Origin of the sequence: Pseudomonas nabeulensis, from assembly GCF_004682045.1 — a bacterium.
Taxonomy (GTDB): Bacteria; Pseudomonadota; Gammaproteobacteria; order Pseudomonadales; family Pseudomonadaceae; genus Aquipseudomonas; species Aquipseudomonas nabeulensis.
In genome coordinates, this window is the sequence record NZ_QUZT01000032.1 from 37,128 (window position 1) to 53,154 (window position 16,027).

Sequence of the window (16,027 nt, forward strand, 5' to 3'; positions counted from 1 at the left end):
CCGTGAAGAAAACAGGGTAGCTCATGCCTCGCGTTCCAAGCCAGGCTGGGCCGGCAATGGCAAGAACAAGGTGATGCAAGTGCCACGCCCGTCTATACCTTCGGCCACGCTGATATGCCCACCGTGGGCACCGACCATGCCCTGGCAGATTGCCAGACCCAGGCCGGTGCCCTGCCCGCCCCGATCTCCACGAGCTGCGGTGTAGAACATGTCGAAGATCTTCGCACGCTCGTCTTCGGGAATGCCCGGCCCCTCATCGGCCACGGCAAAAAACAGTTGCTCATCCGATACACCGGCGGTCAGTTGCAGCCGCCCTTGAGGGGGCGAAAAACGCGCAGCATTTTCCAACACATTGACCAACGCCTGCTCGATCAACGCCGCGTGCACATACAACAACGGCAACTGCGCCGGTACATCGGTGTGCACGTGCAATGGCGCCAGCACAGCACGCAAACGGCCAAGGGCACTGCCGACGATATCGCCGGGCGACACCCAATCGCGCGCCAGCTTCAAGGCCCCGTGGCCCAGACGGGTCATGTCCAGCAGGTTCTGGATGTAACGGTCGAGGCGTTCGGCTTCGTCGCGGGTGCCTTCAAGCAACTCGCGGCGGTCCTCCAACGGGATGGCCTCACCGAGGGCGAGCAGGCTGTCGATACTGCCGCGCATGGCGGTCAGCGGCGTGCGCAGATCGTGGGACACCGACGCGAGCAAGGCGCTGCGCAGTTGCTCGGTTTCACCGTGCAACCGGGCGGACTCCAGCTCCTGCGCCAGTTGCGCCCGTGCCAGCGCCTGGGCCAGTGGCTGGCTCAAGGCGGTGAGCAAGCGGCGCCGTTGCCCGCTCAATTCCAGGCCCGGTTTGGGGCTGACCCCGAGCAAACCCAGCGGGCCTTCTTCACCCGACAACGGCCACCACCACCAGCGCCCAAATGGCAGCGTGCCGGTGCCCATACCCGCCGGCTGGTCGTGTTGCCACGCCCAATCGGCGGCGGCGCGCTCGGCCTCGGTGAGGGTCAGCGGTGCGCCGGTCTCGACGGTCCAACCGCCCTGCCCATCACGATTGACCAGGCATAAATCCAGGTCGTTCCAGCCTTCCAAATGATGGGCGGCCGCGCTGATCACGGCTTGGCGGTCGGTGGCGGCGGTGAGTTTGCGCGACAAGTCCAGCAGTTCGCTGGTTTCTTCCTGAGTGTCGCGCAACGCCTGTAACTGCCGGCGTTGCCGTGCAGCGAGATTGCCGGTGAGTGCCGCCATCAGCAGAAAGAACAACAACGTCAGCACATCTTCTTCGCGCTGGATCGCAAAGGAGAAATTCGGCGGGATAAACAGAAAGTCGTAGGTCATGAACGACAACGCCGCACACACCAGGGACGGTCCCAGGCTGCTGCGCACCGCCACCAGCAACACGGCGGCGAGAAACACCAGGGAGATATTCGGCAACGGCAGTACGCTGGACACCGCCCAAGCCACTGCGGCAGCGACGACAGTTGCGACCACGGCCAGACCGTAGTCAAACCACACCAATCCGCGTACATCCGGCATACGTGGCGACGCGGGGATATCGTCGCTGTCGAGCACGTTGATTTCCAGGCCACGGGCACTGCGCAACAAGCGCGCCGCCAGCCCGCCACCGAACAACCGCCGCCGCCAACGCATCCGCGATTGCCCCACCAACAGCAGGCTGGCACGGCGCTCGGCGGCATGCTGGATCAGCGTCTTGGCCACTTCACCCGCCCGCAGCAGCACCACTTCCCCGCCCAACCGTTCGGCCAGTTGCTGGGCATTTTGCAAGCGCAGCCGCGACTGTTCATCCCGCGCCCGGCCGTTATCGATATGCACCAGGCTCCACGGCAAGTGCCGGCGCTGGGCGACGCGGCTGGCATGCCGCACCAGGCGCTCAGCCTGGGCGTCGCCGTCCACACCCACCAGCAAGCGGCCGCGGACTGCCGGGGCGGCTTGCCCGAGCTGGCGATAGCCTTGGGCCAAGTCATCATCGACATGGGCGGCAGCGGTTTGCATGGCCAGTTCGCGCAGGGCCATCAGGTTGGTCTGGGTGAAAAACGCATCGATAGCGGCGCGAGCCTGCTCCGGTACATAGACCTTGCCGTCGCGCAGGCGCTCCAGCAGTTCACGGGATGGCAGGTCGATCAGCAGCAGTTCGTCGGCCTCTTGCAGCACCCAGTCGGGCAGGGTTTCGCGGACCTGCACGCCGGTGATGCCGCGTACTTGGTCGTTAAGGCTTTCCAGGTGCTGGACGTTGACCGTGGTGAACACGTTGATGCCGGCGGCGAGCAATTCCTGGATGTCTTGCCAGCGCTTTTCATGACGGCTGCCGGGGGCGTTGCTGTGGGCCAGTTCATCCACCAGCACCAGCTTGGGCTTGGCGGCGAGCAGGCCGTCGAGGTCCATTTCTTCGAGCATTACGCCACGGTATTCGCTGCGCAATAACGGTTGCTGCGGCAGGCCGCTGAGCAAGGCTTCGGTTTCGGCGCGGCCGTGGGTTTCGACAACCCCGGCGATCAGGCGTACGCCTTGGCGCAACTGAGTGTGAGCGGCCTGGAGCATGGCGTAGGTCTTGCCCACCCCGGGCGCGGCGCCGAGGAATACTTTAAGCCGGCCACGGCCGTTGCGGGGCAGATCGGCTAGCAGGGCATCGGCGCGGCCGGAGTCGCTCATGCTGGGGGTTCCTTCAGGTATTCATGTGGAGTCTTTCATGCCGCCATCGCGGGCAAGTCCGCTCCCACATTTGGAATGCATTCTCCTGTGGGAGCGGGCTTGCCCGCGATGGCGATGTAATGCCCTACAACTTTTCCAGGGCTATGTTGAGTGTCAGCACGTTCATTACCGGCGGCCCTATCAGCGGGCTTTCGATATGCTCATCCAGCAGCCGCTGCAACGTCGACACCGGCACATTCCGCGCCGCCGCCACCCGTGCCAGTTGATAGGCAATCGCCTGGGGTGGCAAGTGTGGATCAAGACCGCTGCCAGAGGTAGTCAGCAACGCCAAGGGCACCGGCCCCTGACCTGGCACGAGCTGTTTATTCGCATCTTCAAAAACGCGTGTCGCCAGCGCGGGGTTGCTCGGGCCAAGGTTACTCGCGCTGCTGGAAACCGTAGCAAAGGCGCCCGCCGAAGGACGCGGGTGGAACCAGCTGTCGCCGGTGAAATCCTGGGCGATCAAACTGGAGCCACGCACTTTGCCGCTGTCGTCGCGCACCAGGCTGCCATTGGCCTGGTCGGGAAAGGCGACCTGGGCGACGCCCGTCACTACCAAGGGGTAGGCGACGCCGGTGATCAGGGTCATGAGGACCAGCAGGCTCAGGGCCGGACGGATCAGGTTGGACATGTCAAATTCCTCGATTCAGTGGGGTTTACACCAGGTGCAGCGCCGTCAGCAGCAGGTCGATGGCCTTGATGCCCACGAACGGCACCAGAATCCCACCCAGCCCGTAGATCAGCAGGTTGCGCCGCAACAACGCCGCCGCGCTCGCCGCCTGCACCCGCACACCGCGCAGCGCCAGGGGAATCAGCACGACGATGATCAACGCGTTGAACACAATCGCCGAGAGGATCGCACTCTGCGGGCTCTGCAGGTGCATCACGTTGAGCACACCCAGTTGTGGGTAGATCGAGGCGAACAACGCCGGCAGGATCGCGAAATACTTGGCCACGTCGTTGGCGATGGAAAACGTGGTGAGTGCGCCACGGGTCACCAGCAACTCCTTGCCGATCTGCACCACGTCCAGCAGCTTGGTCGGGTCGCTGTCGAGGTCGACCATGTTGGCGGCTTCGCGGGCGGCCTGGGTGCCGTCGTTCATCGCCATGCCGACGTCCGCCTGGGCCAGGGCCGGGGCATCGTTGGCACCGTCACCACACATCGCCACCAGTCGACCGTCGTTTTGTTCGTGGCGGATGCGTGCGAGTTTTTTCTCTGGCGTGGCTTCGGCCAACACATCGTCAACGCCCGCTTCGGCAGCAATCGCGGCGGCGGTCAGGGGGTTGTCGCCGGTGACCATCACAGTGCGGATACCCAACTTGCGCAGCTCGGCGAAACGTTCGCGGATGCCGGGCTTGACCACGTCTTTAAGGTGGATCGCACCGAGCAGCTTGCCGTCGACACACACCAGCAACGGCGTGCCGCCACTTTGGGCGATCTTGTCGATTTCCCGCGACAACGCAGGCGCAAGGTCACGGCGTTGTTGGCCGATAAAGCTCAACAGCGAATCCACCGCGCCTTTGCGGTAAACGCGGCACTGGTAATCCACACCGGATAAACGGGTCTCGGCGCTGAACGGCACGCCGGTCAGTTCGTCCGGGGAGGGCTCGGCCTGTGGATGCAGGGCGCGCAGGTACTCGACGATGGATTTACCTTCTGCCGTGTCGTCCGCCAGGGAGGCGAACAATGCGCCTTCGGCCACTTCACGACCACTGACGCCAGGCGCCGCCACCACTGCCGCACAACGGCGATTACCGAAGGTAATGGTGCCGGTCTTGTCCAGCAGCAACACGTGCACGTCCCCCGCCGCTTCCACGGCGCGACCGGACTTGGCGATCACGTTGAGGCGCACCAGGCGGTCCATCCCGGCGATACCGATGGCCGATAACAGGCCGCCAATCGTCGTAGGAATCAGCGTCACCAGCAGTGCGACCAGAAACACCAGCGGCAAGCTGCCATTGGCGAAGTGGGCGAACGGTTGCAGGGTCACCACCACCAGCAAAAAGATCAGGGTGAGGCCGATCAGCAAAATATCCAGCGCGACTTCGTTAGGGGTTTTCTGGCGCTTGGCGCCTTCTACCAACGCGATCATGCGGTCGAGGGTGGACTCGCCGGGGTTCGCGGTGATGCGGACGAGCAGCCAATCCGACACCAGGCGGGTATTGCCGGTGACGGCGGAGCGGTCGCCGCCGGACTCGCGGATGACCGGCGCGGATTCGCCGGTGATCGCCGCTTCGTTAACCGCCGCGATGCCTTCGATGACCTCACCGTCACCGGGGATCATTTCCCCGGCGGCCACACGGACCACATCGCCTTTGCGCAGGCTGGTGGCCGGTACGACCTTGAAGCTGCCATCGGCCTCTTTGCGCCGCGCACTCAGGCCTTCACTGCCGGCCTTGAGGCTGTCGGCACGCGCCTTGCCCCGCCCTTCGGCCAAGGCTTCGGCGAAGTTGGCGAACAGCACGGTGAACCACAGCCACACCGCGATCTGCACGGCGACGTAGGTCGGCACGCTGGTGTCCGGCACGAAGCACAGCACGGTGGTGAGGATCGCGGTCAACTCGACCACCAGCATTACCGGCGAACGTTGCAGTTGACGCGGGTCCAGCTTGACGAACGCCTGGACCAGCGCTGGGCGCCACAGGGCGGACATCGCGGTTTTGGCAGGCTCCTGGGTATGCACGGGAGCGGCATTTTTTGCAGGCATATTCATGTTCATATCCCTTCTCTAGCTCTCTATTGAGGAGCAACCATGCTCAGATGTTCAGCGATGGGACCCAGCGCCAACGTCGGCAGGAACGTCAGGCCGCCCACCAGCAAAATGGTCACGGTCAGCAGGGTCACGAACAGCGGGCCATGGGTGGGGAAGCTGTTCTGGCCAATCGGTGCGCTCTTCTTCATCGCCAGGCTGCCGGCCAGGGCCAGTACCGGGAGGATGTAACCGAAGCGACCGATCAACATGCCCAGGCCCAGCATGAGGTTGTGGAACGCGGTGTTGGCACTAAAACCGCCGAACGCCGAGCCGTTGTTGGCGCTGGCCGAGGTGTAGGCGTAAAGCAACTGGCTGAACCCGTGGGGGCCGGGGTTACTGATGGCACTCGCTGGGCCAGGCAGGCTGGCGGCAATGGCGCCAAGTACCAGCACGCCAACCGGCATTACCAGCAGCGTCACCACCAGCAATTGCACTTCCTTGGCCTGGAGTTTCTTGCCGAGGTATTCCGGTGTGCGGCCGATCATCAAGCCGGCGAGGAATACGGCGATCAACACGTTGAGCAACATGCCGTACATGCCGGCGCCGACGCCGCCGAAGATCACTTCGCCGACCATCATGTTGACCAGCGCCACCATGCCGCTGAGGGGGCTGAGACTGTCCTGCATACCGTTGACCGAACCGTTGGACGCCGCCGTGGTGGTCACCGACCACAGCACCGTACCGGTAGTGCCGAAGCGTGACTCCTTGCCTTCCAGCGGCGCGGTTTGCTCGACGGCCGGGCTATTCAGGGTCGGGTTCGGCTGGTATTCGGACCACAACGACGTTGCGCCGCCGATCAGGAACAGCGCCAGCATACAGCCGAGGATCGCACGGCTCTGGCGCAAGTCCTTGACGTAATGGCCAAAGGTGAACACCAGCGCCACCGGGATCAGGATGATCGCCGCCATCTCGAACAGGTTCGCCCAGGCGGTCGGGTCTTCAAACGGATGCGCCGAGTTGACGCCGAAGAAGCCACCGCCGTTGGTGCCCAATTGCTTGATCGCAATCTGGCTGGCCGCCGGGCCCAAGGGGATCACTTGATCTACGCCTTGCAGCGTCACGGCATCAATGTAATGCGCGAAGGTTTGCGGCACGCCCTGCCACACCAGGAACAGCGCCAGCACCAGGCACAGCGGCAGCAAGCCGTAGAGGGTGGCGCGGGTCATATCGACCCAGAAATTGCCCAATGTCTGTGCGGATTTGCGACCAATCCCACGGCACAACGCGACCAACACGGCCAAACCGGTGGCCGCACTGACGAAGTTCTGCACGGTCAGGCCAGCCATTTGGCTCAGGTAACTGAGAGACGCCTCACCGCTGTAGGACTGCCAGTTAGTGTTGGTCATGAAACTGACCGCGGTGTTGAAGGCCAGCGTCCATTCCTGACCGGGCAATTTCTGCGGGTTGAGTGGGAGATAGTCCTGGAACACCAGGATCGCAAACAGCAACAAAAAGCCCGCCAGGTTGAACGCGAGCAAGGCCAGCATGTACTTCTGCCAGCTTTGTTCTTGATGCTCGTCCACCCCGGACAGGCGATAGCAGGCTCGTTCCACCGGCCCCAAAACCGGGCTGAGCCAAGTACGCTGACCCTCCATCACCTTGTAATAGAACCGACCCAGGAACGGCGCTGGCACCAGCACCACGGCAAAAAAGGCAATGATCAGCCAATAGTCATAACTGTGCATGGCCCGCTCCTAGTTCCGATCCGCGCGTAACAGCGCAACCAGCAGATAAATGAACAGCGCCACAGCCAATAGCAGTGACACCCCGTCCAGAATGCTCATGGAAGTTTCTCCGTTTAACGGCGCATTGCCGCGTGTGGGGCAATTGTCGGCAGGAGGGGTGTAAAGGAACGAGACCGAGGGGGTGGGTGGGGCGTAAAGACGGCGTAAAGAGTGGGTTTATGCGGGGGTTACAGGGGTATATGTGGTGACTGGTCCGGCCTCATCGGGGGCAAGCCCCCTCCCACACTTGCTGTGCATACACCGGTCAAATGTGGGAGCCGGGCTTGCCCGCGATGGCGTCAGCCCAAACACCACCGCACTCATCTGGTGCAACGCCAGAAGAATTCAAACGCCAAACCATCTCCCTGACGACAGATGAGCGCCTTTACGACAATGCTTCTCAAGCTGGCATGCCCGCTGCAACACCTTGAATCATTCCAACCGGTTCAGGGAGAGCAGCACATGAACACACAACTCAAACCCACCCTCGGCACCCTGCATCTCTGGGGTATCGCCGTCGGCCTGGTGATCTCCGGCGAATACTTCGGCTGGAGCTACGGCTGGGGCGTTGCCGGGACCCTGGGCTTCCTGGTGACTTCGTTGATGGTCGCCGCGATGTACACCTGCTTCATCTTCAGTTTCACCGAACTGACCACCGCGATTCCCCATGCAGGCGGCCCCTTTGCCTACAGCCGCCGCGCATTCGGCGAGAAAGGCGGTTTGATTGCCGGCCTCGCGACGCTGATCGAATTCGTCTTCGCCCCACCCGCCATCGCCTTGGCCATCGGCGCCTACCTGAACGTACAGTTCCCGGCGCTGGACCCAAAACACGCCGCCGTCGGCGCCTATTTCGTGTTCATGGGCCTGAACATCCTCGGCGTCAAACTCGCCGCCACCTTTGAACTGGTGGTGTGCGTATTGGCCGTCGCCGAGTTGCTGGTATTCATGGGCGTGGTGGCTCCGGCCTTCAGTTTCAGCAACTTCGCCCTGAACGGCTGGGCCGGTTCCGACACCTTCGGTGCCCCGGCGATTGCCGGCATGTTTGCCGCGATTCCGTTCGCCATCTGGTTCTTCCTCGCCATCGAAGGCGCCGCCATGGCCGCCGAGGAAGCGAAAGACCCCAAGCGCACCATTCCAAAAGCCTACATCAGCGGCATCCTCACCTTGGTGATCCTGGCCATGGGCGTGATGTTCTTTGCCGGCGGCGTGGGCGACTGGCGTACCCTGTCCAACATCAACGACCCATTGCCACAAGCCATGAAAACCGTGGTGGGCGACAGCTCCGGCTGGTTGCACATGCTGGTGTGGATCGGTTTGTTCGGTCTGGTAGCGAGTTTCCACGGCATTATCCTGGGCTACTCGCGCCAATTCTTCGCCCTGGCCCGCGCCGGCTACTTGCCGCCGTTCCTGGCCAAACTGTCGCGTTTTCAGACACCCCACCGCGCAATCATCGCTGGCGGCGTGGTCGGCATCGCCGCCATTTACAGCGACGGCCTGATCAACCTGGGCGGCATGACACTCACTGCCGCGATGATCACCATGGCCGTGTTCGGCGCCATCGTGATGTACATCATGAGCATGCTCAGCCTGTTCAAACTGCGTAAGACCGAACCGTTGCTGGAACGCACCTTCCGCGCGCCGGGCTACCCTATCGTGCCGGGCATTGCCCTGGTGCTGGCAGTGGTGTGCCTGGTGGCCATGGCTTGGTTCAATGCGCTGATCGGGCTGATTTTCCTGGGCTTTATGGCAGTGGGGTTCGCCTACTTCCAATTGACCGCCCAAGCCCGTGCAGATGCACCCGCAGATGCGATGTTGACCGGGCTCTGATCTACTGAGAGGCAGAACGGGCCTACACTGAACTAGTCAGAAAGCCCGTTACTCAAAGCAGTTATTCCCGTGGGAAAATTCTCCCACGGCAATCTGCCTCAAGGAGAGCCTTATGCCGTGGTATGCGTGGTTGATTTTAGTGGTAGCGATTGGGTCAATCGTCGGTGGGCTGCTAATGCTGCGAGACAGCGCCAACAAGGTGGAACTCACCGATGAACAGCGCAAACGCGTGGCCGAGCGCAATGCGCAGGCGGATGCCAAGGATGCGCAGGATCGTTAATCCGAGGGCCTAGGCATAATCCTTGTGGCGAGGGAGCTTGCTCCCGCTGGGCTGCGCAGCAGCCCCCTCTCTGACCTACTCCCATTCCGCCCTGGCAATCTGCAACCCATGCTGCCCCTTGTACGCAGCACGTTCCGGCTGGCTCCAGCCCTCCAGTAGTTGCTTTTCCAACCGATAAATCTCAACCCCCAACGGACGGCACACCGTCAACGGATCCTGCGCATCCGGCCCCCACATCGGCAGCGACAAATCCCCACCCGGGCACGTCGACAACGCACACAACAAATCAATCTCGGCAAAAAACTCCAGGTAATCGCCCTTCTGCGCCGGGCACGCCTTCATGAAATACATATCGTCATGATTGAGGCCCGTGCACTGAAAAATATTCAACACATCATGCACATCGAATTCCGTCAGACCGTGGGGCAATACCGCACGGGTCAAGTTCGAGTGGCAATGATGGTGAAAGTCCTCCCCCGTAAGCATACGGTTCACATAAGGATCGCAGCGCGTACCCAGCAAATCGTGCAGACGCCCGCCGTGCTCATCGATGCCATAGCTGGCCAGGCTGTCATCGGTGATCGTTACCAAAGGACGCAGAAATGGCAGGTTCGACCACAGCCGGTCATGAGTACTGACATGAGCGCCCTGTAACTGACGAGTGCGCGCCGCCCATAGACGCTCGCGAGGGTCGTTCGCGTTCCACACATTGAAGTCGCCAACCTGCGGCCCAACCGGGGTGGTCACACGAAACACATGCCCCGCCGGCACCGTCCACGCCCTGCCCGTCCGAATAGGTACTTCGAACTGTTCGATCAGGCTGCGCTGGTCCTTTCGGTCGCGAATGCGTTCATAAAACGCCGTGTCCACCTGCAACGCAGAGCCTTTACTGACCTGATAAGCGGCGGGGTAGTTTTTGTACATATCGGGAAACCTCAATCAGGGACGGTTAAACAAAGCCCAAAACAACCATTTGTTGCGTAGAAGTAACCACTTTTCATGCCAATGCGCATATGTGTAAAACGATACAAGTTGGTTAAAATGCCAGCCTGTAACCGAGGCTGCCCTATGCGTTATTCATCCGACCACAAAGCCCAGACCCACCAACGCATCATCAAAGAAGCCTCCGTGCGCTTTCGCCGCGATGGCATTGGTGCTACCGGCCTGCAGCCGTTGATGAAAGCCCTGAACCTGACACATGGCGGGTTCTACGCGCACTTCAAATCCAAAGATGAACTGGTGGAAGAGGCCCTGCAGGCGGCAGCGGCTGAGTTGGATGCGCATTGCGAAATGCTCTTCAGCCAGGAACGGCCGCTGGAAGCTTTTGTTGACAGCTACCTGTCGGAATGGCACCTCACCTCACCGGGTGAAGGGTGCCCGCTGCCGACCATGTCATCCGAGCTGGGGCTTAGAGGTCAGCACAGTACAACGACGGATGCAGTGCTTGCAGCTCGCGTCAGGCAGATTGAAACAGCTCAGGAAGATACCCAGGGCTTGGTGATGATGTCGACGCTGGTGGGAGCGTTGGTGTTGGCAAGAAGTGTCGAAGATCCAGCATTGGCCGCGCGAATCATGGAAGTGGTGCGTGATAGCCTCAAAACGCAGATCGCAGAAAACGAAAAGGCCGATCAATGACCGGCCTCTTGGTGTGTTTTAGTTGATTGCCAACCTCTCGCGATTCTTCTCCAGCAACGCCTTGCCGATGCCCTTCACTTCCAACAACTCGTCTACCGCCGTGAAAGGACCGTTGCTTTCGCGGTAGGCGATGATCGCTTTGGCTTTCGCGGCGCCAATGCCGAAGAGATCACGACGCAGGGTTTCGGCGTCGGCGGCATTGAGGTTGACCTTGGCGGACTGCTCGGTTTTGGAGAGTTGGGCGGTGATGGGGGTTGGAGCTTCCGGCTTTATGGAGGGGGCTGCGGTGGTAGCAACCGAAAGCGTGGTGAGGAAGGCAAAGACTAGGGAGGTGAGGTAGGTGTGCTGCATTTGACGCTCCTTGGGATCAGTAAGTGAAAAGCAGCTTTTCCGAAGCTGCTTTTCAAACTTAGGTGAAGATTGAGGGGCGTCAAAAGTGAGTGGGTTACAGAGTGTGACCTTCGAAAGACGATGCTGCCAGATCTCACATTTCCAGTTAAGGTCCCAAGCAGGTAGAATCGCTCGCAACTACTGTGCAGATAGGCGTTCGGAGGCATTGTTTTGAGATCTGCGTGCCGATGTCGCGATGTCAACCGGTATTTGACCGGAAATAGCGTAAACCCGCATCCAAGACAGTGTCCAAAGTTTATTCACACGTTTCAGCAGGTTTGGTCTTAAGGCTGGTGTTTTTGTCCGTTTGAAAATTACAAATAAGCGCCTGCCATAGTGCATGTGGTCTGCATACTGAAATGTCGTGCGGCATTCAATGTGACGACGAGAGGAGATGTAAACGTACATGGGCATCAAAAAATTGGGAAAGGTGTGTACAACACCCACTATTCAGTTGGATGAATCGAATCGTTGTAACGTCAATGCCAAGCGTGGTACTTGACTCATGTCCATCGTCACCTTGTCCAACCAAAAGACATTTACGGCAGAGCCCGGAAAAAGCCTGCTCGATTGCGCAAAATCCCAGGGGCTCGTGCTTGAGTACAGCTGTCGTACCGGGCGGTGCGGCGTATGTAGAGCCAGCGTTCTCAGTGGCGAAACGGAGCTTATTCAGCCCGAGCTCGCTTTGTCGGAAGAAGAGCGCCTGTCTGGATCCATCCTGACCTGCTGCCGAGCTGCACTCACCGATGTCGAGTTGGATATCGAGGATCTCGGTTTGCTGAGCGACGTCAATATCAAAACCATGCCTTGCCGTCTTGACACCGTTGAGCGCTTGGCTGCTGACGTGGTACGAGTTGTCCTGAGAACGCCCCCCAAGAGCGGACTCACCTACCTGGCCGGTCAATATATCGATGTCATTGGCAGGAGCGGCGTACGGCGAAGCTACTCAATTGCTAATGCCATGCGCGAGGATGCAAAGCTGGAACTGCATATCCGCCACGTGCCTGAAGGGGTTATGAGCCAGTACTGGTTCACTGAGGCGAAAGAAAATGACCTGCTCAGACTGGAAGGACCACTCGGCACCTTCTGTTTGCGCAACGCTACCACCCAAAACCTGGTATTCATGGCTACGGGTACTGGCGTTGCTCCTGTCAAGGCTATGCTTGAAGCCTTGGCTGCCGCGCCGGAATCATTCGACAACAAGCGTATTTACGTCTATTGGGGGGCCCGTACTGAAGCAGATCTATACTGGACCCCGAATTTCCCGAGCCTGGGCTTAACCTATCGGCCCGTGCTATCACGTGCGCAGGCTGCTTGGACAGGAGCTATGGGCTACGTCCAGCATGCAGTACTTGCAGAAAACCTCGATCTAGCAGATACCTCAGTCTATGCCTGTGGCTCTGAAGCCATGATACAGACGGCACGTGAATTGCTGGCACGGGCCGGCCTGCCCCCCAAACATTTCCATTCCGATGCTTTTGTAAGCTCGAATTGATCCGGAGACAGTATGAAAGCAGTTATTTTGGCCGGCGGCCTGGGAACTCGATTAAGTGAAGAAACTAGCCTGCGCCCAAAGCCCATGGTTGAGATCGGCGGCAAGCCTATCCTCTGGCACATCCTGAAAATGTACTCGGCGCATGGTATCAATGACTTCATCATCTGCTGTGGCTACAAGGGATATGTCATCAAGGAATACTTCGCCAACTATTTCCTGCACATGTCCGATGTCACATTCAATATGCGCGACAACACCATGAAGGTGCATGACAAACGCGCCGAAGCTTGGAATATCACCCTTGTCGACACTGGCGATGACTCCATGACCGGCGGTCGACTTCGCCGCGTCGCCGACTATGTTAAAGATGACGAAGCCTTCTGCTTTACCTATGGCGACGGCGTCAGCGATGTCGATATCAGTGCCACCCTCGCATTCCACAAGCAGCACGGTAAGGCTGCAACGCTTACTGCCACCTTCCCACCCGGGCGTTTTGGCGCACTGGACATCCAGAACGGGCAGGTACTTAACTTCAAAGAAAAGCCTAAAGGCGATGGCGCGCTGATCAATGGTGGATTCTTCGTGCTCAGCCCGAAGGTATTAGGTTACCTGAAAGACGACAGCACTACCTGGGAACAGGAACCTCTAATGAAACTCGCGGCTGAAGGCGAGCTGATGGCGTTCGAACACGCTGGATTCTGGCAACCCATGGATACACTGCGTGATAAACACTATCTGGAAGAGCTTTGGCATTCTGGCAAAGCCCCATGGAAATCCTGGGACTGAATATGAAGTCGATGGTTTCCCCAGCCTTTTGGCAAGGTAAAAAAGTGTTCCTGACTGGCCATACTGGCTTTAAAGGCAGTTGGCTCTCTCTTTGGTTGACGAGCATGGGCGCACAGGTCAAAGGCTTTGCGCTGGCACCTCCGACCCGACCTTCTCTTTTCATCGAAGCCAAGGTCGCCGAAAGGATAGAGTCAGAAGAGGGGGATATCCGCGATTTAGCGACTATTACCCATAGCATGGCACACTTCAATCCAGACGTGCTGATCCACATGGCGGCACAACCGCTGGTTCGTCTTTCCTACCGCGAGCCGGTAGAAACTTATGCGACAAACGTAATGGGTACGCTACATGTACTGGAGGCCGCACGCCAGTGCTCCAATCTGCGCGCAATCGTCAACGTTACCACGGATAAATGCTACGAAAATCGTGAGTGGGAATGGGGCTATCGTGAAGATGAGCCCATGGGTGGACATGACCCTTACAGCAACAGCAAAGGTTGTGTCGAACTGCTTACCAGTGCCTATCGCAAATCGTTCTTCAACGGTCCGCAGACCGCAGCATTGGCATCCGGCCGTGCAGGCAATGTGATTGGAGGGGGAGATTGGGCAGAGGATCGTCTCATACCTGATATCCTTAACGCCTTCGAACAGGGCGAGCCCGTTACAATACGCAATCCAAAGGCTACGCGTCCATGGCAGCACGTACTCGAACCATTGAGTGGTTACTTGATTCTGGCCGAACATCTTTGGACGCACGGGCAGCGCTTCGCCCAAGGCTGGAATTTCGGTCCACAGGACGAAGATGCGCGGCCTGTTGAGTGGATCCTAGAGCACATGGTGCGGACTTGGGGTGCAGGCGCCCACTGGCAACTCGATCAAGACCCGCAACCGCATGAGGCCAATTATCTCAAGCTGGATATTTCGAAGGCTCGCGCCCATCTACATTGGTCGCCTAGCTGGAATTTGGAAACGACGCTCGCCCGGATTGTGACATGGCATCGCGCATGGCTGAGCGGCGACGATGTCCAAGCCCAATGCCTAGATGAAATAAACGCATACGTACTCGCCATGCATGCCAGCAGCAACTAACTTTATTTTTAGCAGGAACCTTCATGACCCCCGATATGCTCCGCCAGGAAATCAGCAAGCTCGTCAAGCAGTACGCAGACGTAGCGTTGGCAAACAAGCCGTTCGTCGCCGGCGAAACCATCATTCCACCATCCGGCAAAGTAATTGGTGCACGCGAGTTGCAGCTGATGGTCGATGCGTCCTTGGATGGCTGGCTCACCACTGGCCGCTTTAATACAGAATTCGAGAAAAAACTGGCTGAGTTCATCGGCGTAAAATTTTTGATATCAGTCAACTCTGGCTCTTCCGCTAATCTAGTTGCCTTCAGCACACTGACCTCACCCAAGCTCGGTGAGCGGGCGATCAAGAAAGGCGATGAGGTAATTGGGGTAGCCGCAGGATTCCCAACAACGGTCAACCCAATTGTCCAGTTTGGCGCAATCCCGGTATTCGTCGATGTCGACATGGCGACGCACAACATCAATGCGGACTTAATCGAAGCGGCCATCACGCCAAAAACCAAGGCAATAATGCTGGCTCACACCTTGGGTAACCCATTCAACCTGGGCAAGGTCAAGGCGCTCTGCGAGAAATACAACTTGTGGTTGGTGGAAGACTGCTGTGATGCGCTGGGCGCAACCTATGATGGCAAACTAGTAGGCACGTTCGGTGACATCGCCACGCTCAGTTTCTACCCTGCCCACCATATCACTATGGGCGAAGGTGGTGCGGTGTTCACCAATAATCCGACACTCAAAGTAATCGCAGAGTCGTTCCGTGACTGGGGTCGCGACTGTTACTGCGCCCCCGGTTGCGACAATACTTGTGGTGATCGGTTTGGTCAGCAATACGGAAGCCTACCTCAGGGCTATGACCACAAGTACGTCTATGCGCACTTGGGCTATAATCTGAAAATCACAGACATGCAGGCCGCATGTGGGCTCGCGCAACTGGAACGCGCTCAGAACTTCATTGATACACGTAAACGTAACTTCAAGCTGCTCAAAGAGCGCCTATCTAGCTTGTCTGAATTCCTTGAAATCGCGGAAGCAACCCCTAACAGCGATCCTTCGTGGTTTGGCTTCCCGGTGACACTAAAAGAAAGCAGTGGCGTAAACCGTGTCGACCTGCTCAAGTACCTTGACCAACAAAAAATTGGCACCCGCCTGCTGTTCGCTGGCAACCTCACGCGCCAGCCTTATTTCCAGAATATTGAGTATCGTGTGGTTGGCGAATTGACTAACACCGACCGCACTATGAATCAGACGTTCTGGCTTGGTGTTCAGCCATCGCTGGGACAAGAGCATTTTGACTTCGTCGGTGAAAAGCTGGAAGAGTTTTTCGGAATTGGTTTCTGA

The 16,027-nt window shown here is 58.9% G+C and carries 14 protein-coding genes; 7 read left to right on the plus strand and 7 right to left on the minus strand.

The features are described 5' to 3' along the window. Nucleotides 1-21: 21 nt before the first annotated feature. The 5 genes from DYL61_RS17545 to kdpF all read right to left on the minus strand — a co-directional run bounded on the left by DYL61_RS17545 (nucleotide 22) and on the right by kdpF (nucleotide 7,249). Entirely contained in the window at nucleotides 22-2,673 is a 2,652-nt protein-coding gene (locus tag DYL61_RS17545) for a sensor histidine kinase (protein ID WP_135309370.1), read from the minus strand. A gap of 124 nt (nucleotides 2,674-2,797) precedes the next feature. Further along, on the minus strand, nucleotides 2,798-3,343 hold the full coding sequence (gene kdpC / locus DYL61_RS17550; RefSeq protein WP_135309371.1) for a potassium-transporting ATPase subunit KdpC: 546 nt from the start codon (nucleotides 3,341-3,343) through the stop codon (nucleotides 2,798-2,800). A 25-nt stretch (nucleotides 3,344-3,368) separates the two neighbouring features. Further along, the gene (kdpB, locus tag DYL61_RS17555) at nucleotides 3,369-5,426 is read right to left on the minus strand and encodes a potassium-transporting ATPase subunit KdpB (RefSeq protein WP_420825076.1); all 2,058 of its coding nucleotides are present in this window, start codon (nucleotides 5,424-5,426) and stop codon (nucleotides 3,369-3,371) included. 23 nt (nucleotides 5,427-5,449) lie between these two features. Further along, nucleotides 5,450-7,150 carry a potassium-transporting ATPase subunit KdpA gene (gene kdpA / locus DYL61_RS17560; RefSeq protein WP_135309373.1) on the minus strand — a complete coding sequence of 567 codons (1,701 nt, stop codon included), beginning with the start codon at nucleotides 7,148-7,150 and terminating at the stop codon, nucleotides 5,450-5,452. Between the two features lie 9 nt (nucleotides 7,151-7,159). Continuing rightward, nucleotides 7,160-7,249, minus strand: coding sequence for a K(+)-transporting ATPase subunit F (kdpF, locus tag DYL61_RS17565; protein WP_017128001.1), 90 nt, complete (start codon nucleotides 7,247-7,249; stop codon nucleotides 7,160-7,162). 402 nt (nucleotides 7,250-7,651) lie between these two features. On the opposite strand from kdpF, the gene eat reads away from it, so the two are divergent. Both eat and DYL61_RS17575 read left to right on the plus strand, forming a co-directional pair. After that, the gene (gene eat, locus DYL61_RS17570) at nucleotides 7,652-9,016 is read left to right on the plus strand and encodes an ethanolamine permease (RefSeq protein ID WP_135309374.1); all 1,365 of its coding nucleotides are present in this window, start codon (nucleotides 7,652-7,654) and stop codon (nucleotides 9,014-9,016) included. 112 nt (nucleotides 9,017-9,128) lie between these two features. Continuing rightward, complete coding sequence (locus tag DYL61_RS17575; protein WP_008437727.1) at nucleotides 9,129-9,296, plus strand: DUF2897 family protein; 168 nt, start codon at nucleotides 9,129-9,131, stop codon at nucleotides 9,294-9,296. 75 nt (nucleotides 9,297-9,371) lie between these two features. Here the strand turns inward: DYL61_RS17575 and DYL61_RS17580 are convergent, their stop codons facing one another. After that, the gene (locus DYL61_RS17580) at nucleotides 9,372-10,220 is read right to left on the minus strand and encodes an urea carboxylase-associated family protein (RefSeq protein WP_135309375.1); all 849 of its coding nucleotides are present in this window, start codon (nucleotides 10,218-10,220) and stop codon (nucleotides 9,372-9,374) included. Between the two features lie 144 nt (nucleotides 10,221-10,364). Here DYL61_RS17580 and DYL61_RS17585 point away from each other — a divergent pair, with 144 nt between their 5' ends. Next, nucleotides 10,365-10,931: a TetR/AcrR family transcriptional regulator gene (locus DYL61_RS17585; protein ID WP_135309376.1), complete on the plus strand. Its 567-nt coding sequence runs from the start codon at nucleotides 10,365-10,367 to the stop codon at nucleotides 10,929-10,931. An 18-nt stretch (nucleotides 10,932-10,949) separates the two neighbouring features. Here DYL61_RS17585 and DYL61_RS17590 read toward each other — a convergent pair whose 3' ends face one another. Beyond that, nucleotides 10,950-11,282: a ComEA family DNA-binding protein gene (locus tag DYL61_RS17590; protein ID WP_135309377.1), complete on the minus strand. Its 333-nt coding sequence runs from the start codon at nucleotides 11,280-11,282 to the stop codon at nucleotides 10,950-10,952. 544 nt (nucleotides 11,283-11,826) lie between these two features. On the opposite strand from DYL61_RS17590, the gene DYL61_RS17595 reads away from it, so the two are divergent. From DYL61_RS17595 to rfbH, 4 genes are read left to right on the plus strand one after another with little or no spacing between them, the layout of a single operon-like run. Continuing rightward, nucleotides 11,827-12,816 carry an FAD-binding oxidoreductase gene (locus DYL61_RS17595; RefSeq protein WP_135309378.1) on the plus strand — a complete coding sequence of 330 codons (990 nt, stop codon included), beginning with the start codon at nucleotides 11,827-11,829 and terminating at the stop codon, nucleotides 12,814-12,816. A gap of 12 nt (nucleotides 12,817-12,828) precedes the next feature. Further along, a complete protein-coding gene (rfbF, locus tag DYL61_RS17600) occupies nucleotides 12,829-13,602 on the plus strand; it encodes a glucose-1-phosphate cytidylyltransferase (RefSeq protein ID WP_135309379.1) in 774 nt (257 codons plus the stop codon). Between the two features lie 2 nt (nucleotides 13,603-13,604). Further along, nucleotides 13,605-14,690 carry a CDP-glucose 4,6-dehydratase gene (gene rfbG, locus DYL61_RS17605; protein ID WP_135309397.1) on the plus strand — a complete coding sequence of 362 codons (1,086 nt, stop codon included), beginning with the start codon at nucleotides 13,605-13,607 and terminating at the stop codon, nucleotides 14,688-14,690. 23 nt (nucleotides 14,691-14,713) lie between these two features. Beyond that, nucleotides 14,714-16,027, plus strand: a complete 1,314-nt coding sequence (gene rfbH / locus DYL61_RS17610; RefSeq protein WP_135309380.1) for a lipopolysaccharide biosynthesis protein RfbH — start codon at nucleotides 14,714-14,716, stop codon at nucleotides 16,025-16,027.